21 protein-coding genes and 1 tRNA gene are annotated in these 22,782 nt (G+C 45.4%); 14 read left to right on the forward strand and 8 right to left on the reverse strand.

The features are described from left to right. The first annotated feature begins 350 nt into the window (after window positions 1–350). From FHQ30_RS01660 to FHQ30_RS01680, 5 genes are all read left to right on the forward strand, one after another. The gene (locus FHQ30_RS01660; RefSeq protein ID WP_139610620.1) at window positions 351–1,025 is read left to right on the forward strand and encodes a response regulator transcription factor; all 675 of its coding nucleotides are present in this window, start codon (window positions 351–353) and stop codon (window positions 1,023–1,025) included. Between the two features lies 1 nt (window position 1,026). After that, window positions 1,027–2,379: an ATP-binding protein gene (locus FHQ30_RS01665; protein ID WP_139610621.1), complete on the forward strand. Its 1,353-nt coding sequence runs from the start codon at window positions 1,027–1,029 to the stop codon at window positions 2,377–2,379. A gap of 110 nt (window positions 2,380–2,489) precedes the next feature. Beyond that, window positions 2,490–3,731, forward strand: coding sequence for a mechanosensitive ion channel family protein (locus tag FHQ30_RS01670; protein WP_139610622.1), 1,242 nt, complete (start codon window positions 2,490–2,492; stop codon window positions 3,729–3,731). A gap of 181 nt (window positions 3,732–3,912) precedes the next feature. Next, on the forward strand, window positions 3,913–5,517 hold the full coding sequence (locus FHQ30_RS01675) for a phosphoethanolamine transferase (protein ID WP_267963765.1): 1,605 nt from the start codon (window positions 3,913–3,915) through the stop codon (window positions 5,515–5,517). A gap of 194 nt (window positions 5,518–5,711) precedes the next feature. Then, window positions 5,712–5,801, forward strand: a tRNA-Ser gene (locus tag FHQ30_RS01680). 99 nt (window positions 5,802–5,900) lie between these two features. Here the strand turns inward: FHQ30_RS01680 and corA are convergent. Then, complete coding sequence (corA, locus tag FHQ30_RS01685; protein ID WP_139610624.1) at window positions 5,901–6,848, reverse strand: magnesium/cobalt transporter CorA; 948 nt, start codon at window positions 6,846–6,848, stop codon at window positions 5,901–5,903. A gap of 487 nt (window positions 6,849–7,335) precedes the next feature. On the opposite strand from corA, the gene uspA reads away from it, so the two are divergent. The 5 genes from uspA to galU all read left to right on the forward strand — a co-directional run bounded on the left by uspA (window position 7,336) and on the right by galU (window position 13,350). Next, complete coding sequence (gene uspA, locus FHQ30_RS01690; RefSeq protein ID WP_139609556.1) at window positions 7,336–7,764, forward strand: universal stress protein UspA; 429 nt, start codon at window positions 7,336–7,338, stop codon at window positions 7,762–7,764. A 226-nt stretch (window positions 7,765–7,990) separates the two neighbouring features. After that, window positions 7,991–10,615, forward strand: a complete 2,625-nt coding sequence (gene alaS, locus FHQ30_RS01695) for an alanine--tRNA ligase (protein ID WP_139610625.1) — start codon at window positions 7,991–7,993, stop codon at window positions 10,613–10,615. A gap of 184 nt (window positions 10,616–10,799) precedes the next feature. Beyond that, complete coding sequence (gene csrA / locus FHQ30_RS01700) at window positions 10,800–10,985, forward strand: carbon storage regulator CsrA (RefSeq protein WP_132967782.1); 186 nt, start codon at window positions 10,800–10,802, stop codon at window positions 10,983–10,985. A gap of 16 nt (window positions 10,986–11,001) precedes the next feature. Then, window positions 11,002–12,369 carry a phosphohexomutase domain-containing protein gene (locus FHQ30_RS01705; RefSeq protein WP_139610626.1) on the forward strand — a complete coding sequence of 456 codons (1,368 nt, stop codon included), beginning with the start codon at window positions 11,002–11,004 and terminating at the stop codon, window positions 12,367–12,369. A gap of 93 nt (window positions 12,370–12,462) precedes the next feature. Beyond that, a complete protein-coding gene (gene galU / locus FHQ30_RS01710; protein ID WP_139610627.1) occupies window positions 12,463–13,350 on the forward strand; it encodes a UTP--glucose-1-phosphate uridylyltransferase GalU in 888 nt (295 codons plus the stop codon). A gap of 55 nt (window positions 13,351–13,405) precedes the next feature. Here the strand turns inward: galU and ygfZ are convergent, their stop codons facing one another. Continuing rightward, on the reverse strand, window positions 13,406–14,356 hold the full coding sequence (ygfZ, locus tag FHQ30_RS01715) for a tRNA-modifying protein YgfZ (RefSeq protein WP_139610628.1): 951 nt from the start codon (window positions 14,354–14,356) through the stop codon (window positions 13,406–13,408). A 179-nt stretch (window positions 14,357–14,535) separates the two neighbouring features. Here ygfZ and FHQ30_RS01720 point away from each other — a divergent pair, with 179 nt between their 5' ends. Further along, window positions 14,536–14,994 (forward strand): DUF302 domain-containing protein, encoded by a 459-nt coding sequence (locus tag FHQ30_RS01720; protein ID WP_267963766.1) that lies wholly within the window; start codon window positions 14,536–14,538, stop codon window positions 14,992–14,994. Window positions 14,995–15,096: 102 nt separating this feature from the next. Here the strand turns inward: FHQ30_RS01720 and pckA are convergent, their stop codons facing one another. The 6 genes from pckA to yrfG form a co-directional block, all read right to left on the reverse strand. Then, entirely contained in the window at window positions 15,097–16,713 is a 1,617-nt protein-coding gene (gene pckA, locus FHQ30_RS01725; RefSeq protein WP_139610629.1) for a phosphoenolpyruvate carboxykinase (ATP), read from the reverse strand. 185 nt (window positions 16,714–16,898) lie between these two features. Beyond that, window positions 16,899–17,786 (reverse strand): Hsp33 family molecular chaperone HslO, encoded by an 888-nt coding sequence (gene hslO, locus FHQ30_RS01730; RefSeq protein WP_139610630.1) that lies wholly within the window; start codon window positions 17,784–17,786, stop codon window positions 16,899–16,901. Window positions 17,787–17,884: 98 nt separating this feature from the next. Then, entirely contained in the window at window positions 17,885–18,178 is a 294-nt protein-coding gene (locus FHQ30_RS01735; RefSeq protein WP_139609020.1) for a type II toxin-antitoxin system RelE family toxin, read from the reverse strand. After that, window positions 18,168–18,410: a type II toxin-antitoxin system RelB/DinJ family antitoxin gene (locus FHQ30_RS01740; RefSeq protein WP_139609021.1), complete on the reverse strand. Its 243-nt coding sequence runs from the start codon at window positions 18,408–18,410 to the stop codon at window positions 18,168–18,170. Before FHQ30_RS01740 ends, FHQ30_RS01735 begins: the two co-directional genes overlap by 11 nt. 71 nt (window positions 18,411–18,481) lie before the next feature. Next, entirely contained in the window at window positions 18,482–18,862 is a 381-nt protein-coding gene (gene hslR, locus FHQ30_RS01745) for a ribosome-associated heat shock protein Hsp15 (protein WP_139610631.1), read from the reverse strand. 3 nt (window positions 18,863–18,865) lie between these two features. Beyond that, on the reverse strand, window positions 18,866–19,534 hold the full coding sequence (gene yrfG, locus FHQ30_RS01750; RefSeq protein ID WP_267963767.1) for a GMP/IMP nucleotidase: 669 nt from the start codon (window positions 19,532–19,534) through the stop codon (window positions 18,866–18,868). A gap of 196 nt (window positions 19,535–19,730) precedes the next feature. Here yrfG and nudE point away from each other — a divergent pair, with 196 nt between their 5' ends. The 3 genes from nudE to zwf all read left to right on the forward strand — a co-directional run bounded on the left by nudE (window position 19,731) and on the right by zwf (window position 22,781). Then, on the forward strand, window positions 19,731–20,291 hold the full coding sequence (nudE, locus tag FHQ30_RS01755) for an ADP compounds hydrolase NudE (RefSeq protein WP_139610632.1): 561 nt from the start codon (window positions 19,731–19,733) through the stop codon (window positions 20,289–20,291). 12 nt (window positions 20,292–20,303) lie between these two features. Further along, a complete protein-coding gene (gene cysQ / locus FHQ30_RS01760) occupies window positions 20,304–21,158 on the forward strand; it encodes a 3'(2'),5'-bisphosphate nucleotidase CysQ (protein ID WP_139609024.1) in 855 nt (284 codons plus the stop codon). A gap of 123 nt (window positions 21,159–21,281) precedes the next feature. Beyond that, a complete protein-coding gene (gene zwf / locus FHQ30_RS01765) occupies window positions 21,282–22,781 on the forward strand; it encodes a glucose-6-phosphate dehydrogenase (RefSeq protein ID WP_139610633.1) in 1,500 nt (499 codons plus the stop codon). The last annotated feature ends 1 nt before the right edge of the window (window position 22,782 follow it).

Raw genomic sequence — 22,782 nt, forward strand, 5'->3', positions numbered from 1 at the left:
TGATTCTAAACGAACGGCTTTTAACGCCGCTGTAGTAGCGAAAAGTAGTGGCGAAAAACAGTCATAGTCCTGCGGATTGTGTTTAAAATGAGCACACTCGTCGTTGTAATCCTCATCAATAGTCCCACTATTGATTTCGGCTTACGCCTAGATTGTGCTCATTTTAAACGACAACTCAAAATATAAACAAAGATCAACAGACCCTAGCCTCATTTCCGGCTAATTCTACGCTGTTAGAATTTTTTTCGATAGTAGATCATTTTGCTATTTTTATGGGCGAAATGTTGGGTGATAATGGCATTAATAATGCACTAATCGATGAAATAAGAACGAATAAAACGGATAACAGCATGCGAATATTATTAGTAGAAGATGATGTGATGATCGGCGAGGTGATGCAAGCCAGCCTAAAAGATGCTGGTTATGCAGTCGATTGGGTGCAAGATGGGCAAACCGCACTTTCGGCATTGGCAGTACAGAATTACGATCTGCTGCTGCTCGATCTTGGCTTGCCAAAGAAAGATGGTTTGGCGGTGTTGGCAGAGATTCGTCGCCAAGATCAACAGCTGCCGATTGTGATTGCCACTGCAAGAGATGATCTGAACAGTCGCTTGCAAGGCTTAGATGGCGGAGCAGATGATTATGTGGTGAAGCCTTTCCAAATGGAGGAGTTGTTAGCTCGTTTGCGAGCGGTGGTGCGGCGTAAACATCACCATGGGCAGTTGCAGCTCAGTAATGGTTTGCTTACCCTCGATCCGTCGAGTTATCAAGTGTGGCTGTGCGGAAATTCGGAGGCGATCAGCTTGACACACAAGGAGTTTTCCTTATTGCAAACCTTAATGCAGCATCAGGGCAGAATTTATTCTCGGGCGGAATTGGAAGACAAAATTTATGCCTGGGGCGAAGAAGTGGAGAGCAATGCAATTGACTATTTAATCCATTCACTGCGTAAAAAACTGGGCAAAGAGAGCATTCGTAATATTCGTGGTGCTGGTTGGAGTGTGAGTAAAGGCGGGTCGACATAATATGAAGATCACCTCAATTCGCAAAAAATTGAGCGTCGGTTTAATGGTTTTGGCGCTGAGTGCCAGCCTGCTGACCGCACTTTTCACTTTTTTCTATAGCTTCAAATCGGCATATAGCCTGCAAGATGATATTTTGCAGCAAACCGCCTATTTGGTTGATGAACACAGCCAAACGCCAGAAGTGTTACTGAACAATCATGATAACCGTATTCTGATTCAAAACCACAACACGGATCCGCAGCAGGACTATTTTATTGCTGATTTAGATCAATATGAGGAAGGATTCCACACGATTAGCAAAGGCAATATCAAATATCGCTTTTATTTAAAAACGCTGAATCAGCAAAAAATAGCGGTGATTTTTGATGAGTCGGAATTTCGTGATGAGATTATTGTGCATTCAATATGGCTTAGTACTGTGCCAGTACTACTGTTTATATTGTTGATGTTACCGTTGGCAATTTGGATTATCGGGTGTAGCATTGCGCCGATTGATCGGCTGGCAAAAACGCTGCAAGCGCGTTCAGAAAACGATTTAACCGCACTTGAAACCGACAATGTTCCGCAAGAATTGCGAGGGTTTATCCATTCCATCAACCAAATGCTGGATAAAGTCGCAGCCAGTATGCGACAGCAAAAACGCTTTATTGCCGATGCTTCTCATGAGCTACGCAGCCCGATGACCGCACTTTCACTGCAAGCCGAGCGTTTGATCAAATTGCAGCAGTTACAAAACCACGGCTCGGAACAGACCGGCGTGTTGGAACAGGCAAATGCTTTGAGTCAAGGCATACAGCGGATTCGGCATCTGCTGGAGCAGTTGCTTTCACTGGCGAGGCTTCAAGCAGGCGCAGCGCAGTCCGACAGTCGACAAAGTGCGGTTTCGATTTTGGCCGTTTATCGACAAGTATTGGCAGACTTATTGCCGTTAGCTGATGAAAAAGCGATTGATATCGGGCTGGTTAGCGATGTTGATGTCAGTATCTGCGCTGATCAAAGTGATATTTATATTTTGCTCAAAACCTTATGTGAAAATTCTGTGACTTATGTGCCGCCAGGCGGACAAGTGGATCTGGCAGTCTGTCTGTTTCAGGACAGTGACGGCGAGTGGCTGATGCTGGAAGTTGATGACAACGGCAACGGTATTCCGCCAGAAGAGCGGTTGCGCGTACTGGATCCGTTTTATCGAGTGTTGGGCAGCGGACAGCAGGGCACCGGATTGGGATTAGCAATCGCCAACAGTATTGTCAAACGTTATCACGGTAAAATCATATTAAGCGATTCGAAACGCTTTGCGCATGGCTTAAACAGTACTGTTTATTTGCCGATAGGGTTATGTTCAGCCACCAATTGAAAAGTATCGTGTAAAGTGCGGTCAGCCATAGAATTGGGGGTTTTTGGCAGAGTGTTGCATTTATGTTACAATTTGTCCTCTTGAAAACCAATTTAGGAGGATATTTTCCGATGCGAGAACAACTACTTCAGTGGCTATCGGGTCAAAACTACCCAAATTCTGAGCTGGTGGTCAATTTGGTGATGATCAGTTTAATTGTCCTGACGACGCTATTGTTGCATACCCTGATTCACTATGTTTTATTTCGTGTACTGATCAATAAATTGCGCACATCAAGATTACTGTTTCTGAATATTTTGGCGGAACACCGATTGTTCAATAATCTGGCATTGACGATTCAGGGGCTATTATTAGTGGTGCAATTACGGATTTGGCTGCCGGAGAATGTTTGGCGTGAAGGATTTATTGCTGTCACCCACATCTGGTGTCTGATTTTTGCGCTTTTTTCGGTTTTCTCTTTGCTGGATACACTGCAAACCTATCTATTCCGACGCAATCTAGCGCAGCATTTCCCGGTGCGCGGCTTAGTACAAACCATCAAGCTGTTGGCATCGATCGCCATCGGAATTCTGTTAATTTCACTGATTCTGGGGCAATCTCCGTTGATTCTGCTCAGCGGTTTAGGGGCGATGACCGCGGTGCTGATGTTAGTGTTTAAAGATCCAATTTTGGGATTGGTAGCCGGTATTCAACTTTCTGCCAACCGCATGTTGAATGTCGGTGATTGGCTGGAAATGCCGAAATATGGTGCTGACGGTAGCGTGGTGGATATTGGGTTGACCACCGTCAAAGTGCGGAATTGGGATAACACCGTAACCACGCTGCCGACCTATGCGTTGATTTCCGATTCCTTTAAAAACTGGCGCGCGATGAGTGAATCCGGCGGGCGGCGGATTAAACGTGCGGTCTATTTAGACAGTAACAGTGTTCATTTTCTAAATGCTGAAGAGATCGCTCATTTGCAACAAAGTCGTCTGCTGAATGATTATTTGGATAAACGCCAACAAGATATTCGTGAATTTCATCAAACGAATCACATTGACCACAATAGCTATCTTAACGGTAGACATCTCACCAATTTAGGGACTTTTCGTGTTTATTTGCAGCAATATCTCCACACCAATCGGCATATTCGCAAGGATATGACCTTGATGGTGCGCCAGCTGGATGCGAGTGATAAAGGGATTCCGCTTGAAATTTACTGTTTCACTAACACGGTGTTGTGGGGCGAATATGAAGGGATTCAAGCAGATATTTTTGATCATATTTATGCAGTCGCAAAGGAGTTTAAACTGCGGATTTATCAGGCACCGAGTGGCTATGATATGCGCAGAATGGGGCGTGACGATTAACCACAGAACGACAGGGCTGGTAAATATCCCTAATTTTTAGCTAATTCTTCCTTTTTATAATTTTAATATAGAAGCGCTACTTTAAACTTTATGGGTTAAAGTAGTTAAAAATTCATTATATATTAATTAGTTGAGGAAGAATCTAATGGCCTTGTTATCCCCCCGCTTTCTAAGCAAAGGCATGAGCAGCAGCAAATTGTTGCTGTTGTTGACGCTGTTTTTCACGGTTGTGATGAACTATGCATTTTATAAAACCGTATTGGCATTGTATCCAAACATCGATATGTTTGCGCTGAGCTTACCGTTTGCGATGTTTTTTATTTTATACGCCGCATTCCAAATTCTAGCCCTGCCTTACCTGCATAAAATTTTGATACCGCTGTTGCTGTTGCTTAGTGCCTCAATTGGTTATAACGCACTGTTTTATAATGTATATTTTGATACCAATATGTTGGAAAACGTGTTGCAAACCTCGTTTACTGAGGCGAGCAAATTGATTACCTTCTCTTATATCTTGTGGGTTGTTGTTTTCGGGGTCGTGCCGTCAATACTGTATGTGATAGTGAAAGTGAACTACCGCACTTGGTATAAAGAGATCGGTGTACGGCTGTTGCTGATAGCGTTGTCGGCAGCGGTGATCGGCGGCATCGCGAAATTTTATTATCAGGATTACGCCTCATTTTTCCGTAATAATAAACAAGTCGTCAACTTAATCGTACCAAGCAATTTCATCGGCGCTGGAATTAATGAAGTCAAACGGATTCAGCAAGCTAATCGCCCGTTTGAACAGATCGGTTTAGATGCACAACAGGTCAAACAAGATGGACAAAAAAGACGTGTGTTGGTGTTGGTGGTCGGCGAAACAACTCGTGCGCAAAATTGGGGCTTGAACGGTTATCAAGTCAACGGACAGCTGCGACAAACCACACCTAAACTGGCGGCGTTGGGCAGTGAATTGATCAATTATCCGCAAGTGACCAGCTGCGGCACGGCAACCGCAGTGTCGGTGCCGTGTATGTTTTCAGTGATGGATCGTAGTAATTTCAACAGCTCAGTGGCGCAAAAGCAGGATAATCTATTGGATATTGCTCAACGCAGCGGTATCAATATTTTATGGTTGGACAACGATACCGGCTGTAAAGGTGTATGCGAGCGGGTGCCGACTGAAAATCTGACGGGCACAAACTCAGCGGAGTTTTGTCATAACGGCGAATGTTTGGACGATATCTTGCTGCAAAATTTCGAGCAGCGCTTGCAAGCCGATCCAAACAAAGATTTGATTGTGGTGCTGCACACCATGGGCAGTCACGGACCAACCTATTTTGAGCGTTACACCTCAGAATACCGTCACTTTACGCCGACTTGTGATATGCAAGATATTGCTAAATGTTCAAAAGAGCAGCTAGTCAATACTTACGATAATACGATTTTATATATTGACCAATTTTTGGATCGCGTGATTAACACGTTGAAAAAACAGCCGAATTTAAATAGTGCACTGTTATATGTGTCGGATCACGGTGAATCGTTGGGCGAAAACGGTATATATCTGCACGGCACGCCGTACTCGATTGCCCCAGATGAACAAACCCATGTGCCGGCAGTTTTCTGGGCATCGCAAGGTTGGCAAGCACAGCGCAATTTGGATCTGTCATGTTTGCAACAAAACGCAAATGCTACTGCTTATTCGCAAGACAACTACTTCCATTCGATCTTGGGCTTAATGCAGATTAAAACCGCACTTTACGACCCGAAAATGGATATGTTTGCCAGTTGCAATCGCTGAGGGCAAGCTGAACAGGGATAGGCAGGGAGCCTATCCCTTGACCGCACTTTGACCGCACTTTGTTAAAAAATAAGCAAAGTGCGGTATTAATCATCGAATATGGTGGCATTGCTGAAAAAATACTTGACGAAAAGCGGATAACTCCCTATAGTTTGCGCCCTGTCAGTTCTCAAATAGCAGTACCCATACTCAACGGTGAGATGTCCGAGAGGCTGAAGGAGCACGCCTGGAAAGTGTGTATGCGCGAAAGTGCATCGAGGGTTCGAATCCCTCTCTCACCGCCATCTATTTTGTATTCCTATATTATTTCTTTTTGTACTCACCAAATATAAAAACCGCACTTTGCAGCACGGTTTTCTGTCAGTTTCAAGTATAACTAAAAACTATAGCCAGCCTTTGCGTTTAAAATAGATATACGGTGCAAACGCAGCGAGCAGCATCAAGCCGAGCGCCATCGGATAACCAAACTCAAAGCCGAGTTCCGGCATCTCTTTAAAGTTCATGCCGTAATTGGAGGCAACTAGCGTTGGTGGCAGGAAGATTACCGAGACCACCGAGAAGATTTTGATAATTCGGTTCTGTTCAATATTGATAAAGCCCATTGCCGCCTGCATCAAGAAGTTGACTTTTTGGAACAGCGATTCGTTGTGCGGTTGCAGAGATTCAATATCGCGCAGCACTTCGCGAGCCTGTTCCAACTGGCTTGCGGGCAGACGAGTTTTACGCACCAAAAAGCTCAGTGCCCGCTGGGTATCCATCAAGCACAACCGCACTTTCGAGCTGGCATCTTCTTGCTCTGTCAGGGTAGAAAGGGCTCGGTCAAAGGCTTCGCCTTGCTTGCCGTCCAGGATAACTCGGCTTAATTGTTCCAAATCGGCATAAATGGTTTCAATAACATCGGCTAGTTGCTCGATTTTGGTTTCAAACAGATCTAACAGCAGTTCATAGGCATTACAGGCTTCCAATTTTTGAATGCGTGAACGCATACGATACAGGCGGAATGCCGGCAGTTCGCGATCGCGTAGCGTGAACAGGCGGCCGTCGCGCAGGGTGAAAGCGACAGTGGAAATGTCGGCGTAATCATCTTCGTCTTCACAATAGAAAAAGGAGTGCAGGTGTAGCCCGTCTTCATCTTCAAAGAAACGGGCGGAGGCTTCTAAATCTTCCAGTTCAAGATAGCTGGCAAGGCTTTGTCCGAGGCCTTGTTGTAAAATGTCACGTTCTTCGCTGCTTGGATCAATCAGATCAATCCAAATGGCGCTGTCTAAATTTTCGCTGGTTTCATCGATTCGAACCAAGCGGGCATTGTCCAAGGCAAAAGCACCAATCATATTTCATACTCCCCGGTGAGTGATGAACACGCAATGAACAAGGATAAGACGCCGGTAAATTTCAGCAATAGGGAAAGCAAAGATTGTTTATACCTATCTGCGAGAGTTTCGCCGACAAGCAGGTTGAGATGAGGGCGAAGAATCAAGCGTGAGAATTAAACCAGTATCGACTGTGACTGTCCAAAGTGTGTGTCCTCATATTATTAAATCGTGCGAATCTTACGCTTTCGAGCCATAAAGGTCAAGTCATTCTCTCCGTGGTAGCTCAGCGGCAGATTATGGTTACTATTGGTTGCGATTGAGCAAACAAAATTTTGATCAGCACTCCAAAATAAATAAATTGCAGAAAATTTGCATAACAAAAATAATAATATGTGATCTGGCACATGCTCTTTTTTATTTTGTAATGGTATGATTTAGTAAGAAGTTAGGCAGTATCTCTATAATAAACATTTACTTATCATAAAGGGGCAAAAAGGAGGCAGTTATGTACAAGCACGTTTTAGTCGCTGTGGATCTATCTGAAGACAGTCCGATACTGTTAAATAAAGCGGTGGATATCGCTACACGGCACGAAGCAAAGCTGTCGTTGATTCATGTGGATGTCAATTTTTCCGATCTCTATACCGGCTTAATTGATATTAATATGGCGACGATGCAGGATCGTATTTCGGTTGAAACACAAGAAGCGTTGAATAAATTGGCCGAATCGGTAGATTTTCCGATTACGGAGAAACTGAGCGGCACCGGTGATTTGGAACAAGTGCTGAAAGAGGCGATTGGCAAATATCAGGTGGATTTGCTGGTGACAGGGCATCATCAGGATTTTTGGAGCAAGTTGATCTCCTCTACTCGCCAAGTGATGAACTCAGTGACGATTGATATGCTGGTCGTGCCGTTAAAAGAGCAGGATTAATCGATAATTTTTAGTCGTTTGACCGCACTTTAACCGACGAACTATCGGTGAAAGCATAAAGTGCGGTCTATTTGCTTTAAAATCCGTTGCAATTGCCGGCAATCCTACCTAAAGCCATTCCCCAAGCCTATTTTTTATGCGAAAATGCACAGTTTACAGAATTTGTTAAGTCGTGGTGCTGAGCTTGGCGCAAAGCACGGCGACGTTATTGCACAGGATTAAATGAATGAAAACAACAGCAGATATCAGACGCGATTTTTTGCGTTTTTTTGAAACCAAAGGACACCAAATTGTCGCCAGCAGCTCGTTAGTGCCGGAAAATGATCCGACACTATTGTTTACCAATGCCGGTATGAACCAGTTTAAAGAAGTGTTTCTCGGACAAGATCAACGCAGCTATAAACGTGCTACCACCGCACAACGTTGTGTACGTGCCGGTGGCAAGCATAACGATTTAGAAAATGTCGGCTACACCGCGCGTCACCACACCTTTTTCGAAATGCTGGGCAATTTCAGCTTCGGCGACTATTTCAAACAAGATGCAATTCAATATGCGTGGGAATTTCTGACTTCTGCCGCTTGGTTGAACCTGCCGAAAGAAAAATTGTGGGTCACGGTGTATGCAACTGATCAGGAAGCCTATGATATTTGGAATAAAATCGTTGGTGTACCGGCAGAACGGATCGTGCGCATCGGCGATAACAAAGGCGCGCCTTATGCGTCAGATAATTTCTGGCAAATGGGCGACACCGGTCCTTGCGGCCCTTGCACCGAGATTTTCTACGATCACGGAGACCACATCTGGGGCGGACCTCCAGGATCGGCTGAAGAAGATGGCGACCGTTACATCGAAATTTGGAATGTGGTCTTTATGCAATTCAACCGTCAAGCAGATGGTGCGATGTTACCGTTGCCGAAACCGTCGGTGGATACCGGTATGGGCTTGGAGCGGATTACAGCGGTGTTGCAGCATGTGAATTCCAACTATGAGATTGATATTTTCCGTCGTTTGGTCACGAAAGCCGCCGAGATCACGGACACTGCTGATTTGAAAAATAAATCTTTAAACGTGATTGCCGATCATATCCGCTCTTGTGCGTATTTGATTGCCGACGGCGTGATTCCGTCCAATGAAGGGCGTGGTTATGTATTACGTCGGATTATCCGTCGTGCAGTGCGCCACGGACATTTGCTGGGCGCAAAACAAGCATTTTTCTACCGCTTGGTGTCGACCTTGATCGAGGTGATGGCGGAAGCCGGCAACGAATTGAAAGAGAATCAAGCGCTAATCGAAAAATTGTTGCGCCAAGAAGAAGAGCAGTTTGCCCGCACGTTAGAGCGTGGTTTGGTGCTGCTAGACGAAGCGTTGGCGAAAGTAGAAGATAATCTGTTGCCTGGCGAAGTGGTGTTCAAACTGTATGATACCTATGGCTTCCCTTATGATTTAACGGCGGATATTTGCCGTGAAAAAGCGATTACCATTGATCAAGCGGGCTTTGACCGTGCTATGGAAGCACAGCGTCAGCAGGCACAAGCTGCCAGCCAGTTTGGAATTGACTATAGTAATGTTATTTCCGTTGACGGTGAAACTTGTTTCGAAGGCTATACCGAATCGGAAAGTTTGGGCAAAGTGGTGGCAATTTTCCATGACGGCAAAGAAGTCGAACGCATTCAAGCCGGACAAAGTGCGGTGGTGGTGCTGGATAATACGCCATTTTACGGCGAATCCGGCGGACAAATCGGCGACACTGGACGTTTGGAAAGTCAAAGTGCGGTTTTCACGGTCAAAGATACGCAAAAATATGGCAAAGTGTTCGGGCATATCGGGGAATTGCAGCAAGGTGAACTGGTGGTAGGGCAGAGCTTGAACGCAGTAGTAGATGGCCAACGCCGTGCCGAAATCTCGTTAAATCACTCGGCAACACACTTGCTGCACGCGGCGTTGCGCCAGATTCTGGGTACTCATGTCAGTCAAAAAGGATCGTTGGTGTCCGATAGCCTATTGCGGTTTGATTTTGCGCAACCGGAAGCGATCAGCAAAGCACAATTAACGGACATTGAAAATTTGGTCAACCAACATATTCGTGCCAACTATCCGGTGGTAACCGAAATTATGGATTTAGACGCAGCTAAAGCTAAAGGTGCGATGGCGTTGTTCGGTGAAAAATACAGCGAGCAAGTGCGGGTGTTGTCGATGGGTGATTTTTCAACTGAATTGTGCGGTGGGATTCACGCTAAGCGTACCGGAGACATCGGGTTGTTCAAAATCACCTCGGAAGGGGCAATTGCAGCCGGAATTCGCCGAATTGAAGCGGTGACAGGGCAAAATGCGATGGATTGGCTGCATCAGCAACAAGCGGTGTTACAGCAAAGTGCAGATTTGCTGAAAACCGATGGCAACAGTTTGCTCGACAAGATTAATCAATTGCAAGAACGCAATAAACGAGCGGAAAAAGAGTTGCAACTGTTGAAGGAGAAAGTCGCACAACAGGCTGGTAATGATTTGGCGAAGCAGACCCAAACCATTAACGGGGTGCAAGTGGTGCTGCAAAAACTGGATGGCGTTGAAGCGAAATCCTTGCGGATGATGGTTGACGACCTGAAAAACCAATTGGGTTCAGCCGTGATTGCATTTGCCTCGGTGGCAGACGGTAAAGTGAATTTGATTGTCGGGGTTACAGCGGATTTAACCGCAACAGTGAAAGCCGGTGAGTTGGTGAACTTGATGGCAGAGCAGGTCGGCGGCAAAGGCGGTGGGCGTCCGGATCTGGCGATGGCAGGCGGCACACAGCTTGAGAATGTTGCGATTGCACTCGCCAGCGCCAAGACATGGCTGGAAAATAAATTGTAATTAAATCAATGCAAATGAAAAACAGGGTTTTGACCCTGTTTTTATTTTTGTGTGCCACTGCACATTTTGTGGTTTTTCCATTCACTTTTTTTTATGAAATAAAGTATTATCAATATGTGTTATTTTTCGGTAATAAATATTTTTTACCACAGATAATACCTTTATTGCTATCAAAGAGGGATATATGCTGATTCTGACGAGAAAAATCGGTGAAAGTTTGCTAATCGGGGAAGATATTTCGATCTCCGTACTCAGCGTGCGCGGTAATCAAGTGAAAATTGGAGTTGACGCTCCAAAAGAGGTTGCGGTACATCGAGAGGAAATATATCAGCGTCTTAAAGAAGCAGATGATAAAAAAGTAGATCAATAGTAATTGGAGTTTTCAGATGACAAAATTAACATGTTTCAAAGCTTATGATGTTCGTGGTCGTTTAGGCGATGAATTAAATACCGATATCGCCTATCGTATTGGTCGTGCCTTCGGACAGTTTCTACAGCCTAAGCAAGTGGTTGTCGGTGGTGATGTTCGCTTAAGCAGTAAAGAGCTGAAAAGTGCCTTAACCAACGGTTTGCTTGATTCCGGGGTTGATGTGATTGATTTGGGATTGACCGGCACTGAAGAGGTCTATTTTGCGACGTCGTTCCTGAAAGTTGATGGCGGGATTGAAGTCACAGCCAGCCATAATCCAATGAATTACAATGGATTAAAGTTTGTAAAAGCCGGTTCGCGCCCAATCAGTGCTGATAGTGGTTTAGGCGATATCCAGAAATTAGCTGAAGAGAATAATTTTCCGGATGTGGCAAAACGTGGCGAGTATAAGCAGCTTTCTGTGTTGCAAGAATATGTCGATCACTTGTTAACCTATGTTAATTTAGAAAATTTCAATAAACCGTTAAAACTGGTAATCAATTCCGGAAACGGGGCAGCTGGTCATGTAGTTGACGAGCTGGAGGCGCGTTTTAAACAGCATGCGCCGTTGGTCAGCTTTATCAAAGTCCACAACGAGCCGGACGGCAACTTCCCACACGGGATCCCTAACCCGATTTTGCATGAAAACCGTCAAGATACCATTGATGCAGTGCTGGCAAACAAGGCAGATATGGGGATTGCTTTTGACGGTGACTTTGACCGTTGTTTCTTGTTTGATGAAAACGCCACTTTTATCGAAGGCTACTATATTGTCGGTCTATTAGGACAGGCGTTCTTGGCGAAAAATCCGGGTGCTAAAATTATCCTCGATCCACGTTTGATGTGGAACACCGTTGAGTTGGTTGAAGAAATGGGCGGTGAAGCGGTGGTGTCTAAATCCGGACACTCGTTTATCAAAGAAAAAATGCGCGCGGTTGATGCAATTTATGGCGGCGAAATGAGTGCACACCACTATTTCCGTGACTTCTTCTATTGTGATAGCGGAATGATCCCATGGCTATTGGCGGCGGAATTGTTGTGTACCACCGGTAAAACCTTGGGACAATTGGTTGGTGATCGTTTGAATGCTTACCCATCTCCGGGAGAAATCAACAGCAAGCTGGAAGATGCCCAAGTAGCGATTGCCCGTGTGCGTGACTTCTATGAGAAAGATGCCATTGGAGTCGATGAAATGGACGGTATCAGCATTGAATATCCGACCTGGCGTTTCAACCTGCGTAGTTCCAATACTGAACCGGTGGTACGTCTAAACTTGGAAACGCGGGGTGACAAAGCGCTGATGGAAGAGAAAACCACTGAGATTTTAGCCTTACTCAGACAGTAGCTTTAGCGTAAAATACTATCCGCTTTCAGGTTGCCACTGAAAGCGGATTTTGCTATTTCTTTAATGACCAAACTGATGATAAAAGGATATTACATGAAAGTTATTATTCCCGTTGCCGGATTAGGCACTCGAATGTTGCCTGCGACCAAAGCTATTCCGAAAGAGATGTTGACGATTGTAGATAAACCGTTGATTCAATATGTGGTCAGTGAATGTGTCAATGCAGGCGTCAAAGAGATTATCTTAGTCACTCACTCCTCTAAAAATTCAATTGAGAACCATTTTGATACTTCGTATGAATTGGAATCTATGCTCGAAAAACGAGTGAAGCGCCAGTTGCTGGAAGAAGTGCGGTCAATTATTCCGCAGGGTGTTACGATTATGCATGTGCGGCAGGGCAATGCCAAGGGCTTAGGGCACGCTGTGTTGTGTGCCAAACCGCTCGTTGGCGATGAGCCTTTTGCGGTGGTGCTGCCGGATGTGATTTTGGCAGAGTTCAGTGCCGATCAGAAAAAAGAGAATTTAGCCGCCATGCTGCAACGTTTCAAACAAACCAAAATCAGCCAAATTATGGTGGCGCCGGTAGCGGTGGAAGATGTCAGCAACTACGGTATTGTCGATTGCGGTGACGCGGTGTTGGAAGCCGGGCAAAGTGCGGTGATCAATAACATTGTAGAAAAACCAGCTCAAGAAGAAGCCCCATCAAATCTTTCTGTCGTCGGGCGCTATGTGTTCTCGAGTGCGATTTGGAATTTATTGGCAAAAACACCGGTCGGTGTTGGGGATGAAATTCAGTTAACTGATGCAATTGATATGCTTATCGAGCAAGAAACCGTGGAAGCATTTCATATGAGCGGCAAAACCTTTGATTGCGGTGATAAGCTGGGGTATTTGCAAGCGATTGTTGAATACGGTACGCAACACCCTAAATTGGGTGGCGAATTTAAGCAGTTTTTGCAGCAGTTTAGCAAAACACTGTAGTGATAAAATAGCGTAAGCTAATCGGGTGGTGAGTACCACCCGAAAGCTCAAGGGCTTAGCCTTCTAAGGTATAAGGCAGCGGATATAAGCACAGTGGTTGCGCACTGTCCTCGCTTAAGCGGAAACGTTGACTTGATTCAGTATCATTGGCCAAAACCACTTGTAGCCACAACACACCGTCCTGTCGCACATAATTTAAAATGGAGCCGGTTTTGCGCCAGTTGCTATCCAGCAGCAGTTCAACAGCTTGTCCGAGGCTCGGATCGGTATCAGATTGACCTACCAACGTGAATAGTGCTCTTTTGTTGGCACCGCGATATTTGGCTCTGGCAATGGTTTCTTGCCCGATATAGCAACCTTTATGGAAAGAGACGGTTTGTTCCAGCAGTTGTAAATTAATGGCTTGAGGAATAAATTGATTCTGGCTTTCTGCCGTTAGTAACGGTATGCCGTCTTGAATATCCAACAGATTCCAAGCGGTTGTGGTGACGGTTGGGGTGATCAAAACCGCACTTTCACTGATCAAGATCCAACGTGGCTGAGGGTGTTCAATATATAATAAACAATGCCCATCAGCATGAATCAGCGGCGTTTCGGCATTCGGCAGTTGCTCGCTGAGGGTTGTGATGGTTTGCGGCGCTTGTCTGCCGGCAAAGCCGATTAAAGTGCGGTCTTGCACCAGCTTAAAACTGACTTTTGAAAAGACGGCATATTTTTTCAGTTGTTCCAATGCCGTTGGCATCAATGCGTTGCGGATAATAAAATAAAATTGCTGCGAGCGAACACGAACCAGGCGGAACACTGACCAAACTTTGCCTTTGGGATCACAATGTGCGGTTAACGTTGAATTTCCGACCGCCAATTTGCTGATATCAGTGGTTAACTGACCTTGTAAAAATTTTTCACTGTCCTCACCGCTCACTTCAATTAATTGGTAGTGGCTCAATTCACAAACCATGTTGGGATGGGTTTCTGTCATCAGTGGGTATTGGCAATGTATTGTCATGGTTTTCTCTTTTTAGCATGGATAAGTCGTCTTGATTCTACACTGATTTCAGGGCAAAAGGCTATCGTTAAAAATGCGATCAAATCTTAAATTATGTAGTTTTTATGACAATTTTTATACAATCAATCTCTTTATCCTTATCTGCATTACTCACGTTCTTCACTAAACAAGGATATTGTATGAACTTAAGCAAAACAGCAGGATTGATTATCGCCATGTTACCTTTTTTAGCTCAAGCAGCGCCTAATGCTAACGGTTTATTAACCGTGCCGAGTCAATATAATGCGACAGAAACCGTAGAGTTGATTGAAAAAACGGTTATTGACAAAGGTATGACGGTTTTCGGCGTAGTTGACCATCAAAAAGCGGCGCAAGACAATGGCTTGACCATGCCTGCGGCGACGGTGGTTTTATTTGGTAGCCCGAAAGTCGGCACACCGATTATGATCGAACATCCAACAATCGCAATTGATTTGCCGCTGAAAGCGTTGGTGTGGGAAGACAAAGCCGGTAAGGTATTTGTTTCATTAAATCAAGCGGAATTTCTGGGCAATCGCCATGAAGTGCCGCAAGAACTCTCACAAAAATTAGCGGGGGCTGAAAAGTTGCTTTCCAATACCGTGAGCGCAGCTAAATAAGCAACCCTAACGAAATTACTTTACTCGCCATCATAAAAAAACCGCACTTTGTTCAAAGTGCGGTTTGTTCAAAGTGCGGTTTGTCATTATGATTGATTAAACTTAGGCTTTTGGACCGGCGGCGACTAAAGCTTTGCCTTCGTCGTTGTCGGTATATTTGTCGAAGTTTTTCGCAAAACGACCTGCCAAATCTTCTGCTTTGGCTTGCCACTGTGCTTTATCGGCATAAGTATCACGCGGATCCAAAATCGCCGGATCAACGCCAGGAAGCGCTGTCGGAATGGCTAAGTTAAAGATAGGTAATTGATTCATTTCTGCTTTTTCAATTGAACCGTCTAAGATCGCATCAATGATACCACGAGTATCTTTAATAGAGATCCGTTTGCCTGTTCCGTTCCAACCGGTGTTAACCAAATAGGCTTCCGCACCGGAGGCTTGCATGCGTTTTACCAGTACTTCTGCGTATTGTGTCGGATGTAATGACAGGAATGCTGCACCGAAACAGGCAGAGAAGGTTGGGGTAGGTTCAGTGATACCACGCTCAGTACCGGCCAGTTTGGCGGTGAAACCAGACAGGAAGTAATACTGGGTTTGCTCCGGGGTCAGTTTGGAAACCGGTGGCAACACGCCGAAGGCATCAGCCGTCAAGAAGATCACTTTTTTCGCATGACCGGCTTTAGAAACTGGTTTAACGATATTTTGGATGTGGTAGATCGGATAAGAAACCCGTGTATTTTCGGTTTTCGAACCGTCGTTGAAATCAATAGTGCCATCCTCTAACACCACTACGTTTTCTAACAGCGCATCGCGTTTAATCGCACGGTAAATATCCGGCTCAGCTTCTTCAGACAGATTGATGGTTTTGGCATAGCAACCGCCTTCGTAGTTGAATACGCCTTCATCGTCCCAACCGTGTTCGTCATCACCAATCAGACGGCGTTTCGGATCGGTAGAAAGGGTGGTTTTGCCGGTGCCGGACAAGCCGAAGAAGACCGCAACATCGCCATCTTCGCCAACGTTGGCAGAACAGTGCATGGAAGCCACCCCTTTTAACGGCAGGAAGTAGTTCATCATTGAGAACATGCCTTTTTTCATCTCGCCGCCGTACCAAGTTCCACCGATCAGTTGCACGCCTTCGGTCAGGTTGAATGCCACAAAGTTTTCCGAGTTCAAGCCTTGCGCTTTCCAGTTCGGATTAGTGGTTTTTGATCCGTTTAATACCGTGAAATCCGGCTTGAAGCCTTTCAGCTCTTCGTCACTTGGACGGATAAACATGTTTTTCACAAAGTGCGCCTGCCATGCCACTTCGGTCACGATCCGCACTGCTAAACGGGTGTCCGGGTTGGTGCCGCAGAACGCATCGATCACAAACAAGCGTTTGCTGGAAAGTTGATCTGCCACTAATTTTTTCAGGCTGCCCCAAGTCTCTTGGGTCATGGTTTTGTTATCGTTTTTGGCCTTGTCGCTGGTCCACCACACGCTGTCTTTGGTTTTTTCGTCCAAGACGATATATTTGTCTTTCGGTGAGCGTCCGGTGAAAATGCCGGTATCGACCGCTACTGCACCGGTGGTGGTTAATGTGCCTTTTTCGTAACCTTGTAAATCTGCTTTGGTTTCTTCTTCAAACAAGAATTCATAACTTGGGTTATACACCACTTCTTTCACATCGTGGATTCCCAATACGGACAATTCTTTTACTACTGAAGCTACATCTGTCATCTTTATTACCTCTGTTTTTTAGTAAGTTATTAAAAATCAAATTCCGCAGTTATTGTAGAAGAAAAACAGAAATAAAAATGTTAGCTGGATCAAACTATTCAACATAGCTGTCAGAAAAAAAGTAAGCGCGAACCTTGTGGCGTCGCGCTTTTTAATAGAATTAGCTATTCCTGTTAAGGAATTGTTTAGGCACGGTTCGAATTTTGTTTAAGTTGTTCGATAGTCTGTTTGTTGAAAAAATAGTGGGTGCCACAACATTCGCATTGCATATCAATACTGCCATTATGTTCGTGCAAAATTTCATCAATTTCGGCATCATCAATCAATAATAGCGCTGCCCCGGAGCGCTCTGCAGAGCAACCGCAGTGGAAGCTGACCGCACTTGGAGCAAACAACTCGACGGTTTCTTCGTGATACAGCCGATACAACAACTCTTCTGCCGGCAAAGCAAACAATTCCTGCGCTTTAACCGTGTGGGTCAGCATCTGCAAATGGTCTAAATCATCAACCGAACCGCTGCCATCCGGCATAATTTGCAGCAGCATACCGGCGGCAACCGGTTTGCCTTCAAACTCACCGGTTTTGATGAAAAGTGCGGTTTTCAGTTGTTCGGAGCGTTCGAAATAGTCCTGTAGGCATTCGCTGATGGTTGCTTTGCTCAATTCGACAATCCCTTGATAACGCTCGCCCTGTTTTGGGTTGATGGAAATCACTAACACCGCTTTGCCGATCATCTGCTGCAAGCTGCTGTCATCAGCAATCTCACCTTCTACCCGTGCCAAGGCACGCAATTGCAGCTGATGATTACCGTTGACCAACGCCAGCTTTAACGGACCGTCTCCTTGAATTTGAACGGTAATATCACCTTCGAATTTCAGCGTGGCGGTCAATAAACCGGTTGCTACCAGCATCTCGCCCAGTAGATTCTGCACGGCTTTCGGATAATGATGGGTATTCAAGGTTTCTTCAAAAGTGCGGTTCAAGCGCACCCACTCGCCACGCACCGCTTTTTGCTGAAACAGGTAGCGGTGCAGGGTGTCATTGTCTGGTTGGTAAGCGTTAAATTCGGTCATATTTTGTCCATTGTGATGTATTTATGTTTGGCTTGTATATATGGGTGTTTTGTGGATTTGCAAGGGGAACAAATAATGGGTTGATCTCATTTCCTAGTCTAATATGTGCCGATTCGTTTTTGCGTATTTTTATAGACTTTCTCACTGTCACGCTGACCAATAGCAATCACAAAAACTGTTACTTTTTCATCTTGTACTTGATAGATCAAGCGATACCCAGAAGTGCGTAATTTAATTTTGTAACAATTTGGAAATTCCCGTAATCGATTGGCTTCAATTTTAGGATTTTTTAGGACTTCAAAAAGTTTCTTTTTAAGTTGAACTTTGATTGTTTCCCCTAATTTTCGCCACTCTTTTAATGCTCTTGGATCAAAAACCAGTTCATAGCTCATCTAAAGTTACCTTGATACCTTGCTCAGGATTATTTAGTCGATAGCGTACGGTTTCAAGTAATGCTAAATCCTCGTCGTTGAGCATAACGGTCTGAATGGGAAATTTTTCATTTTGTGCTACATATTGAAACAAGATTCGAACGGCTTCGGTCGGAGTCATATTCATTTTTTGTAATGCGTGGTAGGCATCTTGCTTCAACTGATCATCTAAACGGATATTTAACGTTGCCATATTAGCTCCTTTCGTTTTATTATCAGCATAAATTGTAATGCAAAATAGCATTACACTCAAGCAAGAATTGGCTACTCTTGATACTTAAACCGAATCAGATCGCGTCGTTCTTTTTTATTCGGGCGCCGTTCGGGGTTGGGCATTGAAAGGGCGTTGGCTTTGCGGGCGGCGGCGATTTGTTCGCGTTTGGTGATGCTGGCGGTGGTTTCTTGATACAGCAACTGTGCCTGTGCTGCGCCGTTGCGTTTGTCGGAGATGGCTAGAATTTCCACCTCTTTTTCATCACTGCCTTGACGCAACTTCAGCATTGCACCGATTTCGACGATTTTGCTGGGTTTGCTTCGCTGTCCGTTATAATGCACCTTGCCGCCGTCGATCATCTCGCGGGCAATCGAGCGGGTTTTATAAAAACGGGCTGCCCACAGCCATTTGTCCAATCTGACCTGTTCCATTTTTTATCCTGATAACGAGCCTAATAAAGTCTGAAAATCGGCGATACTTGGGTGGTTGTTAAATTGCTTTGGCGGTTGTTGCGAGTCGGGTGTTGTGATGCCTAACGTGTACGCCATTTGATTGCTTTTAGCCTGATCTAACACCGGCTCCATATCGTCAATTAACAAAGTGCGGTCGGGATTGAGCTGACAGTGTTGATACACCGATTGCCACAGTGCGCTGTGCATTTTTGGTCTTTGGAATTGGTGAGACGAGAGTAGTTGCTCGAAGTAACCGCTCAGATTGCAGTTGTCCATTTTTACCTGCAGGCTAAAAGGATGTGAATCTGTCAATAAAATCAATTGCTTGTCTAATTTTTGTAGTGATTCCAACAGCGGGTAAACACCCGAACGCACTTGGGTATTGAGAGCGTGCTGCCGCTGCATTTCGCGAATCGGCAAATCCAATGTTTTCGCCCAATGATCGATATCGTACCACTGCATACTGTGTTCAATATCGCGGTAAAGCTGTTGAATCCGGGCGTGGCAAGTTTGTGCGTCCAAGCCCTCTTTGTCGGCATAGGTTTGCGGCACCAGCTGTTTCCAAAAATAGGCATCTAAATGCAGGTCGATCAAGGTGCCGTCCAGGTCAAATAATATGGTATCGATGTTGTCCCAATCGATGATTTTCACGCTTAATCCTTGTTTATGGTTTTTGTTATCATGGGTTATTGGCCGCTAAATGCCACGGACAATGTGACCGCACGCTGTCGTGAAAGTGCAGCGGAAATACTCCAAAATGATGCTGTCGCTATCAACATCTTCTGGTCACGAAGCCTGATTATATGCTATTGTTACCGGGATTTATAGTTAATCCGCAGGAGCCAGCATGTGTGAAACTCGGCAAAAACCCAAAATCCTTTCTCTCTCTGTTGCTGCCAAATCAAAAATTTTTGAAATCCAAGCGGTAGACTTGGAATTTGCCAACGGTGAGCGGCGAACATTCGAACGTTTTAAACCCAGCCAGCGAAGTGCGGTCTTGGTGATGGCAATTCACCAAGACAACTTATTATTGGTACGAGAGTATGCGGTCGGTACCGAACGTTATGAACTGGGTTTTGCCAAAGGGCTGATGGATCCGGGCGAAACGCCGCAACAAAGCGCCAACCGTGAATTGCAGGAAGAGATTGGCTTCAAAGCCGATAAATTGACACTACTGCGCACCGTGATCACCTCCCCTGGTTTTATGCATAACCCGATGCACATTTTTCTTGCCGAACAGTTAACGCCATCGTGCTTGGTCGGCGACGAGCCGGAGCCGCTGGAGCTGGTGGCGTATCCGCTCAGTGAGTTGGATCAGCTGTTGTCTCAACAGGATTTTTGTGAGGCGCGTAATCTGACCGCACTTTACCTGCTGCGCGATCATCTAGCGGCGCAATCAGAAGCATAAACGGCGGTTGTTATGAATAAAATTATCTTGACCAACGAACTGCTGAACGCCGCCTTGTCGATTGCCAAACGGGCAGGCGAGCTGCTGTTGACTTTTTATTATCAGGATATCGACAGTGAATTGAAGCAGGACAATACGCCGGTTACCGCCGCAGATTTGGCAGCCAGTCGTTTTTTGGTGGATGAATTGCAAGCGTTGACACCCGGTGTGCCGGTGCTGTCGGAAGAGAGTCAAACCATTGAGTTCAGCGAGCGTCGCCATTGGCAACAATATTGGTTGGTCGATCCGTTGGACGGCACACAACAGTTTTTGCAAAAGACCGATCAATTTTCAGTACTGGTCGCCTTGGTGCAAGATCATCAGCCAACGTTGGGCATTGTCTATTCCCCGGTGCCAAGATTGGCATTTTACGCAATGGATAAATTTGGCGCCTATAAGCAGCAAAACGGCGTGATTAGTCGTTTACAAACTTGCCCCCCAAGTGATGAAGTGATTCGAATCGTTGTTGGACAGAATGTGGCGCAAGATCAGGTGTTGGCGTGTTTTCGAGATCAGTTTGAATACCAACTGTTGCGTTACGGATCCAGTGGTCTAAAAGGTGCGCTGGTGGCGGAAGGACGTAGCGATTGTTATATTCGTTTGGGCAAAACCGGTGAGTGGGACACCGCTGCGGTTGAATGTATCTTGCGTGAAACCGGCGGCAAAATCGTGGATTTATACGGCGAACCTCTGAGCTATAATCGGCGCAATACCTTGATCAATCCTGATTTTATTATGCTAGGCAATGCGGCGTTTCCGTGGCGAAAGGTGGTGCGTTTTCAACAGCATCTTAAACCGAATGCAGAAAAACAGTGTAATAAACCGTAAATGATCAAATGCTGAGCCTAAAATAGACGATAAGCGTATAATAAGCGATTGACGGCAAGAATTCATCTTATTAGACTGCAATGATTGCTGATCAAAAAGGTCGTGGACCTGAAAGGATAAAAAATGAAAAAACCGGACAACAACAGCCTTGTTATTTTTGGCGCTTCGGGAGATTTGACCCACCGTAAATTGATTCCTGCCTTATATCATTTGTTTAAAAATGGTCGTCTAGCAGATGATTTTGCGATTTTAGGCGTGAGCAGAACCGAATACAGTGACGCACAATATCGTGAAAAATTGAGTGAAATTTTGGCAAAGAGCGAAAACATTGCAGCGGCTGAGATGGATGAGTTTTTTTCGCATGTTTATTACCAAGCGATTGATACCTCGAACGAAGCCGATTATGCCAAAGTCAAAGTGCGGTTGCAGCAGTTGGAGCAAGCGCACCATACCGGCGGCAACACGCTGTTCTATCTTTCCACGCCACCGAGCCTGTATCCGGTGATCCCGGCATGTCTGGCGGCGCATGGGCTGAACCACCAGAATCACGGTTGGAAACGCCTAGTGGTGGAAAAACCGTTCGGCTACGATTTGGCATCGGCAATCAGCCTCGACAGCAAACTGCATGAGGATTTTGACGAATCGCAAATCTATCGGATCGACCATTATTTAGGCAAAGAAACCGTACAGAATATTTTAGTGCTGCGCTTTTCTAATGGTTTGTTTGAGCCGCTGTGGAATCGTAATTACATCGATTATGTGGAAATTACCGGGGCAGAATCGCTTGGTGTGGAAGAACGCGGCGGCTATTACGACGGCTCCGGCGCAATGCGCGATATGTTCCAAAACCATTTGCTGCAAGTGTTGGCGATGATCGCGATGGAATCACCGGCGGTGATCAATGCTGATGCGATGCGTAATGAAGTGGTGAAAGTGCTGCAGAGCCTGCATCCGCTGAGTGATGAAGACTTGGAAAAATATCTGGTGCTGGGGCAATATACCGGTGCTAAAGTGCGTGGCGAATACCAGAACGGTTATCGCGAAGAAAAAGGCGTTGATCCGCAATCGCGCACCGAAACCTATATGGCACTGAAATTGAAGATCGACAACTGGCGTTGGAGCGGCGTGCCGTTTTATATCCGCACCGGCAAACGGCTGCCGACTCGGGTGACTGAAGTCGTCATTCACTTTAAGAAAACCCCACATCCGGTATTCAGCACCAATGCACCGGAGAATAAATTGATTATCCGCATTCAACCGAATGAAGGAATCGTGATGAGTTTCGGCTTGAAAAATCCGGGTTCCGGATTTGAAGCCAAAGAGGTATCGATGGATTTTCATTATCAGGACTTGGCGGATAAGAATATTCTGGATGCTTACGAACGCTTGCTGCTGGATTCACTGTTGGGAGATGCAACCCTGTTTTCTCGCAGTGATGCGGTACGAGCCTGTTGGAAATTTGTCCAACCGATATTGGATTATAAAGCCAATAACCCAAAACTATATGGATACGCCAGCGGAACTTGGGGGCCACAAGAAGCAGATTTTATGATGGAATCCAAAAACCGCAGTTGGCGTTTCCCGTGTAAAAATTTAACGAATACGGAATATTGTGAGTTATAAC

Source organism: Testudinibacter sp. 'clade 2' (assembly GCF_006227735.1).
In the GTDB taxonomy this organism is placed as follows: Bacteria; Pseudomonadota; Gammaproteobacteria; order Enterobacterales; family Pasteurellaceae; genus Chelonobacter.

Excerpts from the sequence above, each read along its gene's own strand:
- FHQ30_RS01720 (WP_267963766.1), top strand. The coding sequence starts at position 14,536 with ATGAACTTAAGCAAAACAGCAGGATTGATTATCGCCATGTTACCTTTT.
- alaS (WP_139610625.1), top strand. The coding sequence starts at position 7,991 with ATGAAAACAACAGCAGATATCAGACGCGATTTTTTGCGTTTTTTTGAA.
- FHQ30_RS01705 (WP_139610626.1), top strand. The coding sequence starts at position 11,002 with ATGACAAAATTAACATGTTTCAAAGCTTATGATGTTCGTGGTCGTTTA.
- uspA (WP_139609556.1), top strand. The coding sequence starts at position 7,336 with ATGTACAAGCACGTTTTAGTCGCTGTGGATCTATCTGAAGACAGTCCG.
- csrA (WP_132967782.1), top strand. The coding sequence starts at position 10,800 with ATGCTGATTCTGACGAGAAAAATCGGTGAAAGTTTGCTAATCGGGGAA.
- cysQ (WP_139609024.1), top strand. The coding sequence starts at position 20,304 with ATGAATAAAATTATCTTGACCAACGAACTGCTGAACGCCGCCTTGTCG.
- FHQ30_RS01675 (WP_267963765.1), top strand. The coding sequence starts at position 3,913 with ATGAGCAGCAGCAAATTGTTGCTGTTGTTGACGCTGTTTTTCACGGTT.
- hslR (WP_139610631.1), bottom strand. The coding sequence starts at position 18,862 with ATGGAACAGGTCAGATTGGACAAATGGCTGTGGGCAGCCCGTTTTTAT.
- ygfZ (WP_139610628.1), bottom strand. The coding sequence starts at position 14,356 with ATGACAATACATTGCCAATACCCACTGATGACAGAAACCCATCCCAAC.
- pckA (WP_139610629.1), bottom strand. The coding sequence starts at position 16,713 with ATGACAGATGTAGCTTCAGTAGTAAAAGAATTGTCCGTATTGGGAATC.
- FHQ30_RS01665 (WP_139610621.1), top strand. The coding sequence starts at position 1,027 with ATGAAGATCACCTCAATTCGCAAAAAATTGAGCGTCGGTTTAATGGTT.
- FHQ30_RS01670 (WP_139610622.1), top strand. The coding sequence starts at position 2,490 with ATGCGAGAACAACTACTTCAGTGGCTATCGGGTCAAAACTACCCAAAT.
- FHQ30_RS01660 (WP_139610620.1), top strand. The coding sequence starts at position 351 with ATGCGAATATTATTAGTAGAAGATGATGTGATGATCGGCGAGGTGATG.
- zwf (WP_139610633.1), top strand. The coding sequence starts at position 21,282 with ATGAAAAAACCGGACAACAACAGCCTTGTTATTTTTGGCGCTTCGGGA.
- corA (WP_139610624.1), bottom strand. The coding sequence starts at position 6,848 with ATGATTGGTGCTTTTGCCTTGGACAATGCCCGCTTGGTTCGAATCGAT.
- hslO (WP_139610630.1), bottom strand. The coding sequence starts at position 17,786 with ATGACCGAATTTAACGCTTACCAACCAGACAATGACACCCTGCACCGC.
- nudE (WP_139610632.1), top strand. The coding sequence starts at position 19,731 with ATGTGTGAAACTCGGCAAAAACCCAAAATCCTTTCTCTCTCTGTTGCT.
- galU (WP_139610627.1), top strand. The coding sequence starts at position 12,463 with ATGAAAGTTATTATTCCCGTTGCCGGATTAGGCACTCGAATGTTGCCT.
- FHQ30_RS01740 (WP_139609021.1), bottom strand. The coding sequence starts at position 18,410 with ATGGCAACGTTAAATATCCGTTTAGATGATCAGTTGAAGCAAGATGCC.
- FHQ30_RS01735 (WP_139609020.1), bottom strand. The coding sequence starts at position 18,178 with ATGAGCTATGAACTGGTTTTTGATCCAAGAGCATTAAAAGAGTGGCGA.